Consider the following 18,144-nt stretch of genomic DNA (forward strand, 5'->3'; position numbering starts at 1 on the left):
TTATTAAAAATCAATAAAATTTAGATTGTTTATATTTTATATTTTTATTTTGTATAGATAATATTTAATAAAATAAGCAATCAATCATATAAATTGCTAAATAAATTTACAAATTTTAATCTTTTTGCTTAAATTACTTGACAAAGATAGGCTCAATGTTGTATAATTATCTTAGCAATTAAATATAAAGAGTGCTAATAAATGAAACTAGATAAAAGAGATTTGATATTAGAATCTATCATTCATGCTTATCTTGAGGTTAATGAACCAATCGGCTCTAATGAGCTTGGCATGAGAATGAATGTAGCGATTCCAGCATCAACTATTAGAGTCTATTTTAAAAAGCTTAGCGATGAGGGAGCTATAACACAGTTACATATAAGCGGTGGTAGAATTCCTACAGCTAGTGCAATGGAGATTTATTGGCAAAATAGGCTAAAATTTAGCTCTGTTTTATCTATTAATAATATAGATTTGCTAAATTTATTAGTTTATAAAAATGATATTTATTGCATGATTTTTAAAGATCAAAAGCTATTTTTACAAGATGTTTTAAATCTCAAAGATCGCTTTTTGGTGCTTGATTTTCTTACTGAGAGCATATCAATTAAATTTAGCTCAAAGGTTGAAAGATTCTTAAGCAACTTAATTGGTGTTAGCTTAGAAGAGCTTGAAAATATCTCTATGCAAGTGGGGTTGAGCGAGTTAAGAGCGAAGATTAAGGCTTTAAAAAGAGGCGAGATTTTATTTCAAGAAAATGAGAAAATTGCTTTTGAAATTTGTAAAGACGACAGCATAAAGGCGATTTTAGATCCATCATTTGGTGATAATTTTAATGGAAATTTAGCCTTTAGTCCGTTGTTTTCTACTGGCTATATGGGGTTAAAAACTGATGTATTATATCAAGGTAAGCCCGCTGTAATGGTATGTGCTAGTAGTGTGTATAGTGATTATGAAAAGTTTTTTAGTATGTTAAAGGAGGCAGCGTGAGTCAAAACGAAAAAGAAAATTTAGATGAAAATCCAGCTTTGGATGAACAAAATTGCCAAGAGTGCGAAGCAGAAGAAAAAAATTGTGAAGATGATTTAGCAGATGAGCTTAATAAAGTTAAAGAAGATTTGATAAGGGCTACGGCTGATTTTGAAAATATCAAAAAGCGTTTAGAGCGTGAAAAGGCTGAAGCTTTGAAATTTGCAAATGAGAGCTTTGCTAGAGATCTTTTGCCAGTTATTGATGCTTTGGAGATTGCTGCGAATTTACAAAGCGGAGATGATGAGATAACAAACAAGATAAAAGATGGGATAAATCTAACTATTGAGCAGTTTAAAAAGTGCTTTGAAAAGTATGGTATAAAAGAGATTGATACCAATGGTGAGTTTAATCCTGAATTTCATAACGCTATAAATTATATAGAGACAGAGGAGGTAGAAAGTGGTAGAATAGCTACTGTTTATCAAAAAGGCTATCTATATAATGATAGAGTTTTAAGACCTTCAATGGTTGTAATAGCAAAATAAATTTTAATAAAAAGGATACAAAATGAGTAAAGCAATAGGAATTGACCTAGGAACAACAAATTCATGCGTAAGCATATATGAGAGAGGCGAAAGCAAAGTAATACCAAATAAAGAAGGAAAAAACACAACTCCTTCTGTGGTAGCTTTTACTGATAAGGGTGAAATTTTAGTTGGTGATACTGCTAAACGACAAGCAGTAACAAACCCTGAAAAAACCATATTTTCTATCAAAAGAATTATGGGTCTTATGATGAATGAGAAAAATGCTAGCGAAGCCAAAGCTCGACTTCCATATCATATCGTAGATAGAAATGGTGCGTGTGCTGTTGAGATAGCTGGCAAAACATACACTCCACAAGAGATTTCGGCTAAAGTATTGATTAAGCTAAAAGAAGATGCTGAGGCGTTTTTAGGTGAGAGTGTTACTGATGCGGTTATAACTGTGCCTGCATATTTTAATGATAGCCAAAGAAAAGCTACAAAAGAAGCAGGAACCATCGCAGGATTAAATGTACTTAGAATTATAAATGAACCAACAGCGGCGGCTTTGGCTTATGGTTTGGATAAAAAAGAGGCCGAAAAAATCGTAGTTTATGACCTAGGTGGCGGAACTTTTGATGTAACTGTGCTAGAAACTGGCGATAATGTAGTTGAAGTTTTAGCTACTGGTGGTAATGCGTTTTTAGGTGGTGATGACTTTGATAATCGCTTAATTGACTTTTTGGTAAATGAATTTAAAAGTGAAAGTGGAATAGACCTTAAAAACGATGTTATGGCTCTTCAACGCCTAAAAGAAGCTGCTGAAAATGCCAAAAAAGAGCTAAGTAGCGCTATGGAAACAACTATAAATCTACCATTTATCACAGCTGATGCCACTGGGCCAAAACACCTTACAAAGACTATTAGTAGGGCTAAATTTGAAAGCATGATAGATGATTTGGTATCTCAAACAATCTCTAAAATTAGCGAAGTTGTAAAAGATGCTGGTGTAAGCAAAAGTGATATAAAAGAAGTAGTTATGGTAGGTGGCTCAACTCGTGTGCCTTTGGTACAAGAAGAGGTTAAAAAAGCATTTGATAAAGAGCTAAATAAATCAGTAAATCCTGATGAAGTAGTGGCAATTGGCGCAGCTATACAAGGTGCGGTAATTAAAGGCGATGTAAAAGATGTGTTGCTATTAGATGTTACACCTCTTAGCCTTGGTATTGAGACTCTTGGTGGAGTTATGAGTAAATTGATAGAAAAAGGCACCACAATCCCAACTAAAAAATCTCAAACTTTCTCAACTGCTGAAGATAACCAAAGCGCCGTTACTATCAATGTTTTACAAGGTGAGCGTGAATTTAGCCGTGATAATAAAAGTCTTGGTAATTTCAATCTTGAAGGCATTATGCCAGCACCAAGAGGCGTGCCACAAATTGAAGTTACATTTGATATAGACGCAAATGGAATTCTCACAGTCTCTGCTAAAGATAAAGCTAGTGGAAAAGCTCAAAATATCACCATTTCAGGCTCAAGCGGTTTAAGCGAAGAAGAGATAAATAAAATGGTAAATGACGCTGAATTACACAAAGAAGAAGATAGAAAGAGAAAAGAGGCCGTTGAAGCTAGAAACGCAGCTGATAGCCTAGCTCACCAAACTCAAAAATCTCTTGATGAACTTGGTGAGAAAATTTCAAGTGAAGATAGGGCTAAAATTGAAGCAGCCTTAAATGATCTAAAAGAGACATTGAAAAATGAAAATGCCACAAAAGAGCAGATTGATACAAAGGTAAAAGCCCTAAGTGAAGCGAGCCATAAGCTAGCTGAGGCAATGTATCAAAATCAAACCGCTGGCGCTAACGCACAAGATAAGAAAAAAGATGATGATGTTATCGACGCAGAAGTAGAGTAAATTTATAAGCTGGCCTTTAAGGCTGGCTTAAATACAAAAATATCTCATCAGCTAATAAAAAATTTGGATTATAGATTCTCTCATTTTCTAATATCAATTTTTTCTCTTCAATTAATATTTTAGCCCTTTGTCTCATCTCTAAGCTTAAATCTAATAAATCAACCCCAACGCAACTCCTAAGCCCCAAAAAGACTCTTTCATCTCTTTTGTTTTCATCATTTAAAATTTCAATAGATTTTTTAAAAGGATTATCGATATAATTTTTAAGATTAGTAGCACCTTTGTATCTTTTAAATCCAGTTGTCCCCACAGCATACGCACCAAATCCATAGTAATCATCGCCACGCCAATAACTTAGATTGTGGTTACAAATTTGACCAAAATTTGATATTTCATACTGCTTAAATCCGATATTTTTAAGTGAATTTATAAGATATTTAGCTAAGATTGGGCTATCTTTTTGATATGATTTTTTAGTGCTAAATTTGCTCTCAAGCATTAAGCTATAAGCTGAAATATGCGTGATTTCTAGCTTGTTTAGAGCTTGAATTTCACTAGATAGCAAGGCTTTTGTATCAAGCTTGGTGCCATACATTATATCTACATTTATATTTGTAAAACCAGCTATTTTAGCATCTTTTATGGCTTTAAAGACTCTTTTTGAGTCGTGAATTCTACCTAGAAATTTAAGCTTATTTTCATTAAAGCTTTGCGCACCAAGGCTTAGGCGATTTACGCCGAGTTTTCTCATATATTTTAGCCAATTTAAATTCGCTGAGTTTGGGTTTGCTTCGCTAGTGATTTCGCAATTGATATCTAAATTTGGCGCTAAATACTCAAAAATCTCATCATATAACCCAGCTTCAACACTACTAGGAGTACCGCCACCTATGAAAATTGTAGAGATTTTATCTTTGAATTTTATGCTTTTTATCTCTTTGGCTAGGGCTTTAAAATACTCTTTAGTTATATTAAATTTATCGCTATGAGAGCCAAAAGCACAATATGGGCATTTTGATTCACAAAATGGAATATGGATATAAATATGCAACTTTTGTCCTAAAATTTATTCTAAATTTAACAAATAATTTATTAAATTTAGTTGATTTATTAAACTTTAAACGCTTTTAAGGTAGGATTTTACCAAATTTTTAGGAACAAAAAATGGATAAAGGCAAGAGATATCGCCCAAATGTAGCGGCTATTATCTTATCTCCATCTTATCCTTTAGAGTGTAAGGTATTTATCGCCCAAAGGCACGATATTAGCGGTGCTTGGCAGTTTCCACAAGGTGGAATTGATGAGGGTGAATCACCTAAGGAGGCTCTTTTTAGAGAGCTTGAAGAGGAGATAGGAACAAATGAAATAGAAATTTTGTGTGAGCACCCTAAGTGGCTAGAGTATGATTTCCCTAAAAGCATCGCTAAAAAGATGGCTCCATATGATGGACAGACTCAGAGATATTTTTTGGTTAGATTAAAGCCAAATGCAAAAATAGATCTAGCGACTAAACATCCTGAATTTGATGATTACTGCTTTATGCCTGTAAATGATGTATTAAGCAAGGTTAATCACTTTAAAAAGGGTGCTTATGCTAAGGTGCTTAAATATTTTAAAGATGAAGGGTTTATATAATGCTAATTGTACAAAAATATGGCGGAACTAGTGTTGGGAATTTAGAAAGAATAGAAGAAGTAGCCAAGAGAGTAATCGCTACAAAAGATGCTGGAAATGATGTAGTAGTAGTAGTTTCAGCTATGAGTGGGGTAACTAATCAGTTAATAGAATATGCTGAGCATTTTGCTAAAATTCAGCCACAAAGCGCTGATATGGATATGCTACTTAGCTCTGGTGAGAGAGTTACAAGCTCACTTCTTTCAATAGCATTAAATTCAAAAGGTTATAAGGCTGTGGCATTTAGCGGTGATATGGCTGGGATTATCACTAATGATGATTTTACTAAAGCTAGGATTATCGATATAGATGGTAAAAAGATGAAAGAGGCGTTAAAAGAAGGCAAAATAGTCGTAGTAGCTGGATTTCAAGGGGTCACAAAAGATGGAGATATAACAACTCTTGGGCGTGGCGGAAGCGATCTTAGTGCTGTGGCTGTGGCTGGAGCGTTGGACGCTGATTTGTGTGAAATTTATACCGATGTAGATGGGGTATATACCACAGACCCAAGAATCGAGCCTAAGGCTAGAAAACTTGATAAAATCAGCTATGATGAGATGCTAGAGCTAGCTAGTATGGGGGCGAAGGTATTGCAAAATAGAAGTGTAGAGTTAGCTAAAAAATTAAAGGTGAAATTGGTCACTAGAAGTAGTTTTAACAATAATGAAGGAACACTAATAACAGGAGAAGCGGATATGAATACATCAGGAATGGAACAAGCACTAATAAGCGGTATAGCACTAGATAAAAATCAAGCAAGAGTAACTATGAGAGGGGTTGTAGATAAGCCAGGAGTTGCTGCTAGTATCTTTAAAAAATTAGCTGATAAAAATATAAATGTAGATATGATTATCCAAAATACAAGCCACGAAGATGGTACTACAAGTCTTGGCTTTACAGTGCCTCAAAATGAGATGGAAGCGGCTAGAAATGTTGTTGATGATGGTAGCGCAAAATCTATTGAGATAGATAGCGAAGTAGTCAAAGTAAGCGTAGTAGGCGTAGGTATGAAAAGTCATAGCGGTATAGCATCTATGGCGTTTTCTGTGTTGGCAAATGAGGGGATTAATATTCAGATGATCTCTACAAGTGAGATTAAAATTTCAATGATAGTAGCGGCAAAATATGGCGAATTAGCTGTTAGAGCACTTCATAAAGCTTATGAGTTAGAGAAGTAATGGATCTAATCAAATGGAGTTTGGACGCTATTAGGAGTTCAAGCAAGGAGCTAAGCTGGATGGAAGAGAGGCGTTTAGAGTGGGCGCCACTACTTGCATCTAGGCTTAGATATTTGATTGATGGAGCGCCGTTTATTGTAATATGCGATGAAGATAGAGAGTGGTTTGAGAGCTATCTTTTGCGTAGTATTAATCGTAAAGGCTCTCATCGCCCCATATTGCCATTTATCTCGCTTAAATCTTTATATCCAAGATTAAATGATATAAATTCCAAAGAGGAGATAAGCTTGCTTGATGATATGCTTAGTATCGCATTTCCAAATGGATTTGTATATTTTTACATTGGTAAAAGTAGCTCAAAGCTATGCGCAATAGCTAAAAATCGCACCAGTAGCTATATGTGGTTATTTGACGAACAAGCAGAAAATAGCTTCTATCTTAGCTCTACAGATGAGAATTTGGATTTTAAGCTTTTATCTATGTTTAGGCTATTTGATCGCACTATTGATGCTGTGTTATTTGGTCAGGTTGAGCTTTGAGTTTAGATAGTAAGATTATTATTAGTGATGATTTTGAGAGTATTAAATCTGAGTATGTCTCTATTTTAAAACCTGAATATTTAAAAATTTTTGAATATGAGAGTTTATTGATAGACGGAGTCAAAGAGATAATATCTCAAGCATATATCGCAGAAAAAGAGCCAAAAGTTTTGCTAATTATGGCTAATAAATATGGCATTGAGTCACAAAATGCTCTACTTAAAATCCTTGAAGAGCCACCAAGAAATATAATCTTTGTCTTAGTCGCACCAGCTAAAAATATATTTTTAGCTACAATTCGCTCTAGATTAAGTATAGAAAATAGGGTTAAATTAACCAAAAGTGAGCCAACGGGGATAGACTTTACTAAGCTAAGCTTAAGCTATATCAATGAGTATGTATCTACTCAAACAGCACTTGAAAAGAGCGATAAATTAAGCAAAACTCAACTTCTAAATTTACTTAAATCCATAATAATAGACGCAGTCAAAAATGGGGTTAAATTTACTCATGAAGATTATATATACTTTAATAAATTATATAGAATCACAGATCTAAATTCAAAAGCTCAAACCACGCTTTTACCGCTACTTTTACTAATAATGCAAAGGATAAAATGAGAGCGTATAAATTAAATATAGATAGCGATTTTGATCAAATTTGCCACTTTATATCACCACATAAAAGTGGGGCGAAAATTATGAGAAAAAAGGCGAATTTAAATTTTATTTTAATCAAAGATATAAAGGCTGTAGCTGTAAATATATTAAAGCAAGATGCCCTTAGTATCGGTGCTGAATTGGTAAGTTCTCATAATGCAATTTTTGGTGGTGTGGGGTTAGAAAACGCACTTTTAATAGCAAATGATAAGCAAATTCAAATTCTAGCCAAAAAGGAGCTAGCTCAAGATTTTGGCCTAGATAAATTGGCTAAATTTCTATCAAATTCATTTACAAAACCATCAAAATGCGAGATTATGGCGGTTTTAAATTTCAATAATGATAGCTTCAATCCAGCAAGTAGAGTTGGCATTGATGAGGCGATTTTGCGCATTGAGAGCGTGATTGATTTGGGCGCCGATTATATAGATATAGGTATGGTAAGCTCACGGCCAGGGAGTGAGTATATCGGTGCTAAGGCTGAATTTCAAAGAGTTAAGCCAGTTGTAGATCTAATCTATGTTAATAGGCTTTATGAGAGGATGGAGTTTAGTCTTGATAGCTTTGATCCATTGTGTTTGGAGTATGCCTTAGATCATGGATTTAGCTTTGTTAATGATATAACCGCAGATCCAAATTTGGCTTTTTTAGCCGGTAGATACAATGCCAAGTATTGTCTAATGCATAAAAATGGCGATCCTAAAACTATGCAAATCAATGTCAAAGATAGCGATATTTTAGGGCTTATAAGTGAGTTTTTCGCTCAAAAATTAGAAGAGATTAAAGAGTCTAAGGCTAGGCAAATTTATCTTGATATAGGTATAGGATTTGGCAAAACTGCTCGTGATAATATGGCTTTGATTAAGCATTTAGAGCATTTTTTGTCTTTTGGATATCCGCTTTTAGTAGGTGCTAGTAGAAAATCTATGATAGATTATTACAGCCCAAGTAGCGTAGATGAGCGCTTAGCTGGGAGCTTGTATCTACACCAAAAAGCTATAGAAAATGGCGCTACTATCATTAGAACGCACGATCCAAAAGAGCATATCCAGATGCTAAATTTACATAATTCATATAAGGATTTAGAGATAGTATGAATCATAAAGAGTATTTAGAAGCAGTTGAGACGCTAAATAGATGGGCGAAGGCTTATTATACTGATGATAATCCCATAGCTAGTGATGATGAGTATGATGCTTTGTATCATAAGGTGGTTGAGTTTGAGAGCCAAAATCCAAATTTAAAAGCTATATTTTCACCTACTAATAGAGTTGGTGGCGAGATTTTAGAGCAGTTTGAGAAGATAGCCCACAAAGCTAGAATGTGGTCGATGGAAGATATTTTTAGTGATGATGAGCTTTTGGCGTGGATAGAGCGTGGGGATAAGCGCTCACAAAGATTTTTTGTAGAGCCTAAATTTGATGGGGCGAGCTTGAATTTAACCTATGAAAATGGAGTTTTAATAAGTGCAGCTACAAGGGGCGATGGATCCATTGGTGAAGATGTTACTAGCAATGCTAGGGTTATTAGTTCTGTGCCTTTACAGATTCCATATAGAGGTCTTATTGAAATTAGAGGCGAAGTAGTTATAACTAAAAGTGATTTTGAAAAGATTAATGCTAATCGTGCTAAAGATGGTCAAAATTTACTAGCTAATCCTAGAAATGCAGCCGCTGGTAGCCTAAGACAATTAGACTCAAGTATAACAAAATCAAGAAAATTAAAATTTTACCCATGGGGCGTGGGTGCAAATGATCTTAAATTTGATACTCATAGTGATATGATGGATTTTGTTAGATCTTTAGGATTTTTAAGGGATGATTTTGTTAGGGTTTGTAATAGTATAGATGAGATTAGACAAGCTTATGATGAGCTTTTATCTTTAAGAGATGAAAAGCCTATAATGATGGATGGTATGGTAGTTCGTGTTAATAGCTTGGCAAAATGCGATGAATTAGGATTTACAGTAAAATTTCCTAAATTTATGGTAGCTTATAAATTTCCAGCTATTCAAAAATCAGCTAAGCTTATAGATGTAGCCTTGCAAGTTGGCAGAACAGGTGTAGTTACGCCTGTTGGGGTTCTTGATGGGGTTGAGATTGATGGGGCTTTTGTTAGAAATGTTACATTACATAACTTCGATGAGATTGAGCGTCTAGGTCTTATGAAGGGCGATATGGTTTGCGTGATTAGAAGTGGCGATGTAATACCTAAGATTACTGATGTATATAAGGCTAGAAGAGATGGCCAAGAAGTAGCGATAAGTCGTCCATGCAAATGCCCTGAGTGTGGAAGTGAGCTTTTAGATGAAGGGGCGTTTATTAAGTGTCAAAATCTAAATTGCAAGGCTAGAGTTGTAAGCTCTATTATATATTTTGCTTCTAAGAAGTGTATGAATATAGATGGTCTTGGTGATGCAATTATAGAGCTTCTTTATAAAAATGGTAAAATCTCAAGTATAATTGATATATATAGATTAGATAGTTCTAGTTTTGATGGATTAGAGGGTTTTAAGAGTAAAAAAATTGAAAATACTCTAAATGCTATAAAAGCAAGTCAAAGACCACCACTTCATAGATTTATAACTTCGCTTGGGATTGAACATATTGGTGAAGTAGCAGCTAAAAAGATAGCTACAGTTTATCCTAACAAATGGCTAGACCTTAGTATGGATGAGCTTTTAAATTTAGATGGTTTTGGCGAAGCGATGGCGCTTAGCTATTTGGAGTTTATGCGTGTTAATCATATCAAAGTAGTAGAGTTATTAGAGTATATAACTCCAATTATAGATGAAATAAACACTACTCAAAATATATTTAGCGGTAAAACAGTAGTAATAACTGGCACTCTTTCTCGCCCTAGAGATGAGATTAAGGCTGAATTAGAGAGCTTTGGAGCAAAGGTTAGCGGGTCAGTATCATCTAAAAGTGATTTTGTATTAAGTGGAGAGTCAAGCGGAAGTAAATATCAAAAGGCTCTATCTTTAGGTATTAAAATAATAGATGAGATAGAGTATGAAAGATTAAAAAATGAGAGCTGATCTAGCTGTATCAAAGGCTTTAAATATTAGTAGAAATCAAGCAGCTGGACTTATAGAAAATGGCGTAGTATTGACTGATTCAAAAATTATCAAAAAAGCTAGCCAAGAGATTGATAAAGATCAAATCATAGAGATAAAATCTCAAATTTATGTTAGTAGAGCCGCACTTAAATTGGCTGGATTTTTAGACGAGATTAAGCTAAATTTAAAAGATAAAATTGCTTTAGATATTGGCTCAAGCACAGGAGGCTTTGTGCAAATTTTATTAGAAAATGGCATTAAGCAAGTTACAGCTCTTGATGTAGGAACTATGCAACTTAGTGCAAATTTAAGAGATGATAGCAGAGTAATAATTCAAGAAAATAGAGATATTAGAGATTTTGTAAGTGAGTTTAAATTTGATCTTATTACTGCTGATGTGAGCTTTATTTCGTTGTTAAATATTATTATGCATATTGATAGGCTTGCACTTGATGATATTATACTATTATTTAAGCCGCAGTTTGAGGTGGGAATAAATGCTAAACGCACCAAAAATGGTGTAGTAAAAGATGAAAAAGCTATAAATAAAGCGATGATAAATTTTGAGACCCAGTGTAATGCTTTAGGTTGGAAGTTAATTAAAAAAAGTGAATCAAAAATAAAAGGCAAGGAAGGCAATATTGAACTATTCTACTATTTTAAAAAGTAGTATAAAATCTGTAGCTATTGGAAGTTTTGATGGTATTCACAAAGGACATAAAGAGTTAATTAAAAAGCTTGGCGATGGTGGCGCTTTGGTTGTAATATGCAATGGCAGAGCCTGTTTAACTCCAGGAGATAGACGCCAAGAGTATAGCGGTGTGCCGTGTTTTTACTATGATTTAGATGATATATCTGGGCTTAGGGGTGATGAGTTTATAGATATGCTTAAAAAAGATTTTGTGAATTTAAAAAAAATTGTAGTTGGTTATGATTTTAAATTTGGCAAAGATAGAGCATGGGATAAGCACGATTTAAAGCATCTATTTGATGGTGAAGTGGTTGTGGTAGATGAGTTTTGCTTTGATGGGCTTGGAGTGCATAGTTCAGCTATTAGAAGATTTTTACGCGATGGTGATATATATAGGGCCAATAGGCTTTTGGGGCGCGAGTATAGTGTAGTTGGTAAGGTGATAGCTGGTCAAGGAATTGGCAAGAAATATCTATATCCAACTTTGAATTTAGATATAACCCCATATCTAGTGCCTAAAGATGGAGTATATGCTACAAGGACAAAGATAGATAATACCACTTATAGCTCTATAACTTTTATCGGTAATAGGCTTAGTACTGATGGCGAGTTTGCTATTGAAAATCATATCTTAGATAATGATATAGATGTAACGCCTAGTAGTGTGAGGGTTTGCTTTGTAGAGTGGATTAGAGATAATAAGAAATTTGATAGCCTTGATGAGCTTAAAAATCAGATCGCAAAAGATATAATAATCGCTAAAAATGTTGCTAAAAGCTGTGATTTGAGCATAGATGAGATAAGCTTGCACTCAAGAAATTTAGAAGGGGTTTATAAGTGAGAGATGAGGTCTTTAAAAATGTAATAAGCAAGCAGTTTGAATTTGATGAAAGTGTAGCTAGTGTATTTGATGATATGGTATCTAGATCGGTGCCATTTTATAAACAGACTCAAGAGCTTATTGTTTTATTTTTATCTAAAAGATTAGGGCAGGGTGCTAAAGTTGTCGATCTTGGATGTTCTACTGCTACTACGCTTTTAGAACTTTATAGATTGCGTCCTGATCTTGAACTTGTAGGTTTAGATAGTAGTCCTGCTATGTTACAAAGAGCTACAAATAGGGCTAATGGATATGGTGCAAAGCTTAATCTTATACAAGCTGATATTTTAGAATATGATTATGGCAAGGCTGATGCAGTGCTTTTAAATTATACATTGCAGTTTATTAGACCTATTAAAAGAGATGATTTTGTAAAGAAAATTTTTTCTAGTTTGGAATATGATGGTTTATTTGTATTTAGTGAAAAGCTAGTGTATGATGATAAAAAGCTAGATTTAGAGATGATTAATATATATCAAGAGTATAAAGAAGCTCAAGGTTACTCTAAATTTGAGATAGCTCAAAAGCGTCAAGCGTTAGAAAATGTTTTGATACCATATAGTGAAAATGAGAATAAAGAGCTATGTAAAAATGCTGGATTTAGCAGCGTAGAGACATTTTTTAAATGGGCAAATTTTGCTTCTTTTATAGCTTTTAAACAAACTATTAATTAAAATGGGTTAATATTTGATTTTAATATCAATTTTAATCATACTAAGATTGCACTAAAACCAATATTTATAAAATATCCCCAGAAAAAATAGTTTTATATTTTGTAAATAATAATTTTTATTATTTACAAAATATTTTAAAAAAAGCCATATAATTTTACTACATATTAAATTTATTAAAAAGGAAAATTATATGGCAAAACAATTAAATACAGCTAGCGGAAATCCGATTAGCTCAAATCAGTTTAGTATCACAGCAGGTGCCACCGGCCCAGTATTACTTCAAGATTATCAATTGATTGAAAAACTTGCTTTTCAAAATAGAGAGAGAATACCAGAAAGAACAGTTCATGCTAATGGTAGTGGTGCATATGGTGTTTTAGAGATTACTGAAGATATTAGTAGATATACCAAAGCAAATGTACTTCAAAAAGGTGAAAAAACTAAATTATTTTTACGCTTTAGCACGGTTGCTGGTGAGGCTGGTGCAGCAGATGCAGAAAGAGATGTTAGAGGATTTGCAATTAAATTTTATACTAAAGAGGGCAATTGGGACTTAGTAGGTAATAATACACCGACATTTTTTATCAAAGATGGTATGAAATTCCCAGATTTTATCCACTCGCAAAAAAGAGACCCAAGAACACACTTAAGATCGGCAAACGCTGCGTGGGATTTTTGGACGCTAAATCCTGAGACAATGCATCAAGTAATGATCCTTATGAGTGATCGTGGAATTCCAGCAAGTTATCGTCATATGCATGGATTTGGCAGTCATACATATAGCTTAATAAATCAAAATGGTGAGAGATTTTGGGTTAAATTTCACTTCAAAACTCGCCAAGGTATCAAAAATCTAACAAACGAAGAAGCGGCTAAAATAATCGCAAAAGATAGAGAGAGCCATCAAAGAGATCTATATGAAGCGATTGATAAAGGCGATTTTCCTAAATGGGATTTTAAAATTCAAATTATGAGCGAAGAACAAGCAAATAATGCTAAATTCAACCCATTTGACCTAACCAAAATTTGGCCACACGCAGATTATCCGCTAATACCAGTTGGTGTAATGACCTTAAATAAAAATCCTGAAAACTACTTTAACGAAGTAGAGCAAGCAGCATTTAGCCCAAGCAATATAGTCCCAGGTATCGGATATAGCCCAGATAGAATGCTACAAGCTAGAATTTTTAGCTATCCAGATGCTCAAAGATATAGAGTTGGTGTGCATTATCAACAACTTGAAGTTAATAAGCCAATAGTTGAAGTCAATAACTACTATGTAGGTGGAGCTATGAATAATGGTAGCTATGCACAAGAAAAATCAGCATATTATGAGCCAAATAGCTTTGGTGGGCCAGTAGAGAGTGCTAAATTTGCTGAGCCAGATTTGGCTATTGGTGATATAGCGCAAAGATTTAGCCATAGAGAGCATTATGCTGATTACTACACAGATGCAAGAGCTTTATATAAGATACTTCCGGCTGATGAAAAAGATAGATTATACTCTAATATCGCAGAGAGTATGGAAGGGGTCAAAGATGAGATAATCCAAAGAGCGATTAATCACTTCGAACAGATAGACCCAGAATACGCAAAAGGCGTTAAAGCGGCTTTGGCTAAATGATAAACCCTCCCCCATATTTGGGGGAGATATTGTAAATTTAAGTATCATAAAAATGGAATTTAAATTTACAATAAGGATAGAAAATGATAACTCCAGAAGAAGAAAAACGATATGAAGAGCTGTGCGGATATGCATTTAATTTTGCTAGAAATAATGAATTTGCTCAGCTAGAGTTAATGCTAAATGCAGGATTAAATGTAAATCTTAAAAATCATAAAGGCGATAGTTTGTTAATGCTAGCTAGTTATAATGGCGCATATGAGACAACTAAGATGCTTTTAGAGCGTGGTGCAAATGTTGATGAGAGAAACGATCGAGGTCAAACCCCGCTAGCTGGAGTATGCTTTAAAGGGAATCTTGAAATAGTTAAGCTACTTGTAGAAGCAGGAGCTAATATCGATGCAAATAATGGAATGGGGCTTACTCCATATAGTTTTGCTATTATGTTTAATAGAGCAGAAATTGCTAAGTATCTATTAAGTAAGAGTAAAAAAAGAGGTATATTGAAAATAATAAGTGCTAAAATACTTGGAATATTTAGTAAAAATAGTGCTGCTTAAGGAATAAAAATTGCTTATTTTATCTAATAATTATTAAGGATAAAATATGCAAATAAATAATATATCAAAAAATCAAAATGAAGTATATGGCACTTCAAAGCATTATAAAAGCGATGCTGAATTTAAAGATATATTATCTCAAATGCTACAAAGTGATAGCAAAAGTAGTAGTGTAGATAGCGTTGATACTTTTAGAGATAATATAAATAAATATGGTATAATGAATACTGTAAATATTATGAATAATGAGAAAATTGAAAAGCAATTAGAAATCAAAAGAGCCGAGCTTTTAAAGGCATTAGATGTTTCAAATATGAATCCATCTGATAAAGCAGCAGCGCTTGCTAGTATCGAAGAGACACTAGATAGGTATAAAAAAGATTTACAAAAATTAAATTCAGCCTACGATAGTGAAAAATTAGAAAATAGCAGTCTTAAAAAGTTATTTGCAGTTATATGATTTGGAGTGAAATCACTCCAAAAAATTTTAATCATAAAGCACAGTTGATAGATATCTCTCGCCAGTATCGCATAAGATTGTTACGATTGTTTTGCCTGGATTTGCCTTTGCTACTTGGCTAGCGGCGTATATATTTGCTCCACTTGATATCCCGACTAATAATCCTTCTTTTTGAGCTAATGCTTTAGCAGTTGCGATAGCATCTTCATTTGAGACAGTTAAAAACTCATCTATAACATCTCTATTTAAATTTTTTGGTATGAAGTTAGCACCTATACCTTGGATCATATGTGGGCCGGCTTCGCCTTTGCTTAGAAGTGGTGATTTAGCTGGTTCAACTGCGATTACTTTGATATTTGGATTTTTAGATTTTAGTATCTCACCAACACCGCTTACCGTCCCGCCAGTACCAAATCCAGCGACTAATATATCGACTTTACCATCTGTATCATTCCAAATTTCAAGTGCGGTTGTCTTTTTATGCATTTCTGGGTTTGCAGGGTTATCAAATTGACTTGGGATAAAGCTATTTGGTATCTCTTTTGATAACCTTAATGCTTCATCTACAGCGCCTTGCATACCATATTTTGGATCTGTTAATACTAGCTCAGCACCAAATGCTTTAAGTAATTTTTGGCGCTCAATACTCATTGAGCTTGGCATTGTTAAGATAATTTTAAGCCCACGCTCAGCTGCTATCATAGCTAGTCCTACACCTGTGTTGCCACTTGTTGGTTCTATGATTGTAGTGCTTTTATCAATTTTATTGGTTGCGATTGCGCTCTCAATCATATTTAAAGCGATTCTATCTTTAACCGAGTGGCTAGGATTTAGAAATTCGCATTTAGCTAAAATATTAGCCTCAACGCCGAATTTATTTATTTTGATAAGCGGAGTGTTGCCGATTAATTCGCTTACACTATTTGCAATTTTCATCTTTATTCCTTAAATTATATAGTTCAGATATTTACCAGCTTGAGCTTGATCTATTTTAATACTGCTTAAAGGCTGCATAAAAAGCTCTTTTAACTTATCATTATACTCTTTAAAAAATAGATTATATAGATTATTTTCTAACTCTATATTTATTAGATTAAATTCATTTTCTAAGCTGTTAAATAGATCATAAAGGGTGATCTCATCTATAGGTTTGCTAAGATAATACCCACCCTTAATTCCTTTAATACTACCTACTATACCATCTTTGCGAAGACTATTTAGAAGTTGTTCTAAATAGTTTTTTGAAACATTTATAGCTAATGAGATATCTTTTAAGGAGATAGGATTGCTTCTATCTCCTTTTGATATCTCGAGAATAGCCATCAAGCCATACACACCTTTGGTTGTAAGCAGGCTCATTTTAATGCTTCTTGAAGATCGCTTATTAAATCATCAGCGTTTTCTAGACCTATGCTTAATCGTATTAAGCCTGGACTAATGCCAGTGGCTGCTAATTCATCAACTGGAATTTGCTGATGAGTTGTGCTAGCTGGGTGAGTGATTATAGATTTGCTATCACCGATATTTACTACTACGCTAAAGATTTTGACGCTATCTAGCACTTTTTTAGCTGTTTCATAATCAGCTACTTCAAAGCTCAAAAGCCCACTAGCTAGGCCATCTGTGAAATTAGCTTTGACATATGCATTTAAATTTGAGCTTTTTAAGCCTGGGTAATTTACATATTTGACTTTTGGATGAGATTCTAAGAACTCAGCTACTTTTAGTGCGTTTTTAGAGTGTTCTTTGACTCTGATACTTAGAGTTTCTAAGCCTTGTATTAATTGCCAAGCGTTAAATGCTGAAAGTGTAGCACCAATATCTCTTAATAGACTTAGGCGAATTCTTAAAGTATAGATATCAAAAGCCCCCACCAAATCAGCATATACTAAGCCGTGATAGCTCTCATCGGCTAGATTGAAGTGGTCATATCTTTTGTTGCCGACTAATTTTTGGTTTAGTTGTTCGCCAGCTACGATGGCACCAGCTACGCTAATGCCTTGTCCGCTGATATATTTGCTAGCGCTATGAACTACGACATCTACGCCTTTTTTGATTGGGTTAAATAAAATTGGAGTCGCAACTGTGTTATCAGCTACTGTTACTACGCCATATTTGTTAGCTATTTCAACGATTTTTTCTACATTTGCGATAGCTATTTGTGGATTTGATAGAGTTTCAAAGAATATAGCCTTGGTTTTATCATCTATTAAAGCCTCTAAATCATCAGCACTATCAGAATCAAAAATTTTAGCTTTTATACCAAATCTTTTAATAGTGTGAGTTAGAAGTGTAGTGGCACCACCATAAATTTTCTTAGCTACTATTATATTGTCGCCAGCTTCAGCTAAATTCGCAATTGCAAAGAATATCGCCGCTTGACCACTTGAAGTGCTAATAGCTGCTTTGCCACCTTCAAGGGCTGCAATGCGAGCTTCAAATATATCAAGAGTTGGGTTTGTAAGACGAGAATATATAGGCCCAAGCTCTTTTAGAGCAAATCTATTTGCCGCAGTCTCAGCTGTACCAAAATCATAAGCTGTGCTTTGATAAATAGGCACTGACATAGCACCTGTACCAACCTTTGTATCATAGCCATAATGTGTTGCTAAAGTTTCTTTTTGCATTTTATCTCCTTTTTACTCAAATTAATAAGCAAATTGTAGCAAAAAAATTTAATAATGTCAAGTAAATCAATAATATATATATATTTTATTAAATTTATTCAATTTT

Annotated in this window: 19 protein-coding genes; 15 read left to right on the forward strand and 4 right to left on the reverse strand. The window is 34.0% G+C overall.

The features are described 5' to 3' along the window. Window positions 1–201 precede the first annotated feature (201 nt). The 3 genes from CIGNP103_RS00350 to dnaK are packed head-to-tail and all read left to right on the forward strand — an operon-like array spanning window position 202 to window position 3,411. Window positions 202–990, forward strand: coding sequence for an HrcA family transcriptional regulator (locus tag CIGNP103_RS00350; protein WP_086252433.1), 789 nt, complete (start codon window positions 202–204; stop codon window positions 988–990). After that, window positions 987–1,517: a nucleotide exchange factor GrpE gene (gene grpE, locus CIGNP103_RS00355; protein WP_141031693.1), complete on the forward strand. Its 531-nt coding sequence runs from the start codon at window positions 987–989 to the stop codon at window positions 1,515–1,517. The genes CIGNP103_RS00350 and grpE overlap by 4 nt, the downstream gene beginning before the upstream one ends. A 22-nt stretch (window positions 1,518–1,539) precedes the next feature. Further along, entirely contained in the window at window positions 1,540–3,411 is a 1,872-nt protein-coding gene (dnaK, locus tag CIGNP103_RS00360) for a molecular chaperone DnaK (protein WP_086252434.1), read from the forward strand. A gap of 16 nt (window positions 3,412–3,427) precedes the next feature. Here the strand turns inward: dnaK and hemW are convergent, their stop codons facing one another. Beyond that, entirely contained in the window at window positions 3,428–4,462 is a 1,035-nt protein-coding gene (hemW, locus tag CIGNP103_RS00365) for a radical SAM family heme chaperone HemW (RefSeq protein ID WP_086252435.1), read from the reverse strand. A gap of 113 nt (window positions 4,463–4,575) precedes the next feature. Here hemW and CIGNP103_RS00370 point away from each other — a divergent pair, with 113 nt between their 5' ends. The 12 genes from CIGNP103_RS00370 (at window position 4,576) to CIGNP103_RS00425 (ending at window position 15,411) form a co-directional block, all read left to right on the forward strand. Next, the gene (locus CIGNP103_RS00370) at window positions 4,576–5,046 is read left to right on the forward strand and encodes an RNA pyrophosphohydrolase (protein ID WP_086224579.1); all 471 of its coding nucleotides are present in this window, start codon (window positions 4,576–4,578) and stop codon (window positions 5,044–5,046) included. After that, entirely contained in the window at window positions 5,046–6,263 is a 1,218-nt protein-coding gene (locus CIGNP103_RS00375; RefSeq protein WP_086224578.1) for an aspartate kinase, read from the forward strand. The genes CIGNP103_RS00370 and CIGNP103_RS00375 overlap by 1 nt, the downstream gene beginning before the upstream one ends. Continuing rightward, the gene (locus CIGNP103_RS00380) at window positions 6,263–6,802 is read left to right on the forward strand and encodes a HobA family DNA replication regulator (RefSeq protein ID WP_086252436.1); all 540 of its coding nucleotides are present in this window, start codon (window positions 6,263–6,265) and stop codon (window positions 6,800–6,802) included. Before CIGNP103_RS00375 ends, CIGNP103_RS00380 begins: the two co-directional genes overlap by 1 nt. After that, entirely contained in the window at window positions 6,799–7,422 is a 624-nt protein-coding gene (locus tag CIGNP103_RS00385) for a DNA polymerase III subunit delta' (protein ID WP_086228044.1), read from the forward strand. Before CIGNP103_RS00380 ends, CIGNP103_RS00385 begins: the two co-directional genes overlap by 4 nt. Further along, window positions 7,419–8,558, forward strand: a complete 1,140-nt coding sequence (gene folP, locus CIGNP103_RS00390; RefSeq protein ID WP_086268379.1) for a dihydropteroate synthase — start codon at window positions 7,419–7,421, stop codon at window positions 8,556–8,558. The genes CIGNP103_RS00385 and folP overlap by 4 nt, the downstream gene beginning before the upstream one ends. Beyond that, complete coding sequence (ligA, locus tag CIGNP103_RS00395) at window positions 8,555–10,501, forward strand: NAD-dependent DNA ligase LigA (RefSeq protein ID WP_086268380.1); 1,947 nt, start codon at window positions 8,555–8,557, stop codon at window positions 10,499–10,501. The genes folP and ligA overlap by 4 nt, the downstream gene beginning before the upstream one ends. After that, a complete protein-coding gene (gene tlyA / locus CIGNP103_RS00400; RefSeq protein WP_086268381.1) occupies window positions 10,491–11,192 on the forward strand; it encodes a 23S rRNA (cytidine-2'-O)-methyltransferase TlyA in 702 nt (233 codons plus the stop codon). The genes ligA and tlyA overlap by 11 nt, the downstream gene beginning before the upstream one ends. After that, window positions 11,161–12,054, forward strand: coding sequence for a bifunctional riboflavin kinase/FAD synthetase (locus CIGNP103_RS00405; RefSeq protein ID WP_086268382.1), 894 nt, complete (start codon window positions 11,161–11,163; stop codon window positions 12,052–12,054). The genes tlyA and CIGNP103_RS00405 overlap by 32 nt, the downstream gene beginning before the upstream one ends. Beyond that, window positions 12,051–12,767, forward strand: coding sequence for a carboxy-S-adenosyl-L-methionine synthase CmoA (cmoA, locus tag CIGNP103_RS00410; RefSeq protein WP_086268383.1), 717 nt, complete (start codon window positions 12,051–12,053; stop codon window positions 12,765–12,767). The genes CIGNP103_RS00405 and cmoA overlap by 4 nt, the downstream gene beginning before the upstream one ends. A gap of 190 nt (window positions 12,768–12,957) precedes the next feature. Continuing rightward, a complete protein-coding gene (locus CIGNP103_RS00415) occupies window positions 12,958–14,391 on the forward strand; it encodes a catalase (RefSeq protein ID WP_086268384.1) in 1,434 nt (477 codons plus the stop codon). Window positions 14,392–14,474: 83 nt separating this feature from the next. Then, the gene (locus tag CIGNP103_RS00420; RefSeq protein WP_086268385.1) at window positions 14,475–14,951 is read left to right on the forward strand and encodes an ankyrin repeat domain-containing protein; all 477 of its coding nucleotides are present in this window, start codon (window positions 14,475–14,477) and stop codon (window positions 14,949–14,951) included. 46 nt (window positions 14,952–14,997) lie between these two features. Beyond that, window positions 14,998–15,411: a hypothetical protein gene (locus tag CIGNP103_RS00425; RefSeq protein WP_086228972.1), complete on the forward strand. Its 414-nt coding sequence runs from the start codon at window positions 14,998–15,000 to the stop codon at window positions 15,409–15,411. A gap of 27 nt (window positions 15,412–15,438) precedes the next feature. On the opposite strand, the gene cysK is transcribed toward CIGNP103_RS00425, so the two are convergent. The 3 genes from cysK to CIGNP103_RS00440 are packed head-to-tail and all read right to left on the reverse strand — an operon-like array spanning window position 15,439 to window position 18,038. Then, complete coding sequence (gene cysK, locus CIGNP103_RS00430; protein WP_086228035.1) at window positions 15,439–16,347, reverse strand: cysteine synthase A; 909 nt, start codon at window positions 16,345–16,347, stop codon at window positions 15,439–15,441. A 9-nt stretch (window positions 16,348–16,356) separates the two neighbouring features. Continuing rightward, a complete protein-coding gene (locus CIGNP103_RS00435) occupies window positions 16,357–16,770 on the reverse strand; it encodes an RrF2 family transcriptional regulator (protein WP_086232121.1) in 414 nt (137 codons plus the stop codon). Further along, entirely contained in the window at window positions 16,767–18,038 is a 1,272-nt protein-coding gene (locus CIGNP103_RS00440; protein ID WP_086268386.1) for an O-acetylhomoserine aminocarboxypropyltransferase/cysteine synthase family protein, read from the reverse strand. Before CIGNP103_RS00440 ends, CIGNP103_RS00435 begins: the two co-directional genes overlap by 4 nt. Window positions 18,039–18,144 lie beyond the last annotated feature (106 nt).

Source organism: Campylobacter sp. P0103, from assembly GCF_002139545.1.
In the GTDB taxonomy this organism is placed as follows: domain Bacteria; phylum Campylobacterota; class Campylobacteria; order Campylobacterales; family Campylobacteraceae; genus Campylobacter; species Campylobacter devanensis.

What these genes read in the sequence shown, in the direction of transcription:
- CIGNP103_RS00350 (WP_086252433.1), top strand. Translation starts at nt 202, where the DNA reads ATGAAACTAGATAAAAGAGATTTGATATTAGAATCTATCATTCATGCT.
- dnaK (WP_086252434.1), top strand. Translation starts at nt 1,540, where the DNA reads ATGAGTAAAGCAATAGGAATTGACCTAGGAACAACAAATTCATGCGTA.
- CIGNP103_RS00370 (WP_086224579.1), top strand. Translation starts at nt 4,576, where the DNA reads ATGGATAAAGGCAAGAGATATCGCCCAAATGTAGCGGCTATTATCTTA.
- CIGNP103_RS00375 (WP_086224578.1), top strand. Translation starts at nt 5,046, where the DNA reads ATGCTAATTGTACAAAAATATGGCGGAACTAGTGTTGGGAATTTAGAA.
- CIGNP103_RS00380 (WP_086252436.1), top strand. Translation starts at nt 6,263, where the DNA reads ATGGATCTAATCAAATGGAGTTTGGACGCTATTAGGAGTTCAAGCAAG.
- folP (WP_086268379.1), top strand. Translation starts at nt 7,419, where the DNA reads ATGAGAGCGTATAAATTAAATATAGATAGCGATTTTGATCAAATTTGC.
- ligA (WP_086268380.1), top strand. Translation starts at nt 8,555, where the DNA reads ATGAATCATAAAGAGTATTTAGAAGCAGTTGAGACGCTAAATAGATGG.
- tlyA (WP_086268381.1), top strand. Translation starts at nt 10,491, where the DNA reads ATGAGAGCTGATCTAGCTGTATCAAAGGCTTTAAATATTAGTAGAAAT.
- CIGNP103_RS00415 (WP_086268384.1), top strand. Translation starts at nt 12,958, where the DNA reads ATGGCAAAACAATTAAATACAGCTAGCGGAAATCCGATTAGCTCAAAT.
- CIGNP103_RS00420 (WP_086268385.1), top strand. Translation starts at nt 14,475, where the DNA reads ATGATAACTCCAGAAGAAGAAAAACGATATGAAGAGCTGTGCGGATAT.
- CIGNP103_RS00425 (WP_086228972.1), top strand. Translation starts at nt 14,998, where the DNA reads ATGCAAATAAATAATATATCAAAAAATCAAAATGAAGTATATGGCACT.
- cysK (WP_086228035.1), bottom strand. Translation starts at nt 16,347, where the DNA reads ATGAAAATTGCAAATAGTGTAAGCGAATTAATCGGCAACACTCCGCTT.
- CIGNP103_RS00435 (WP_086232121.1), bottom strand. Translation starts at nt 16,770, where the DNA reads ATGAGCCTGCTTACAACCAAAGGTGTGTATGGCTTGATGGCTATTCTC.
- CIGNP103_RS00440 (WP_086268386.1), bottom strand. Translation starts at nt 18,038, where the DNA reads ATGCAAAAAGAAACTTTAGCAACACATTATGGCTATGATACAAAGGTT.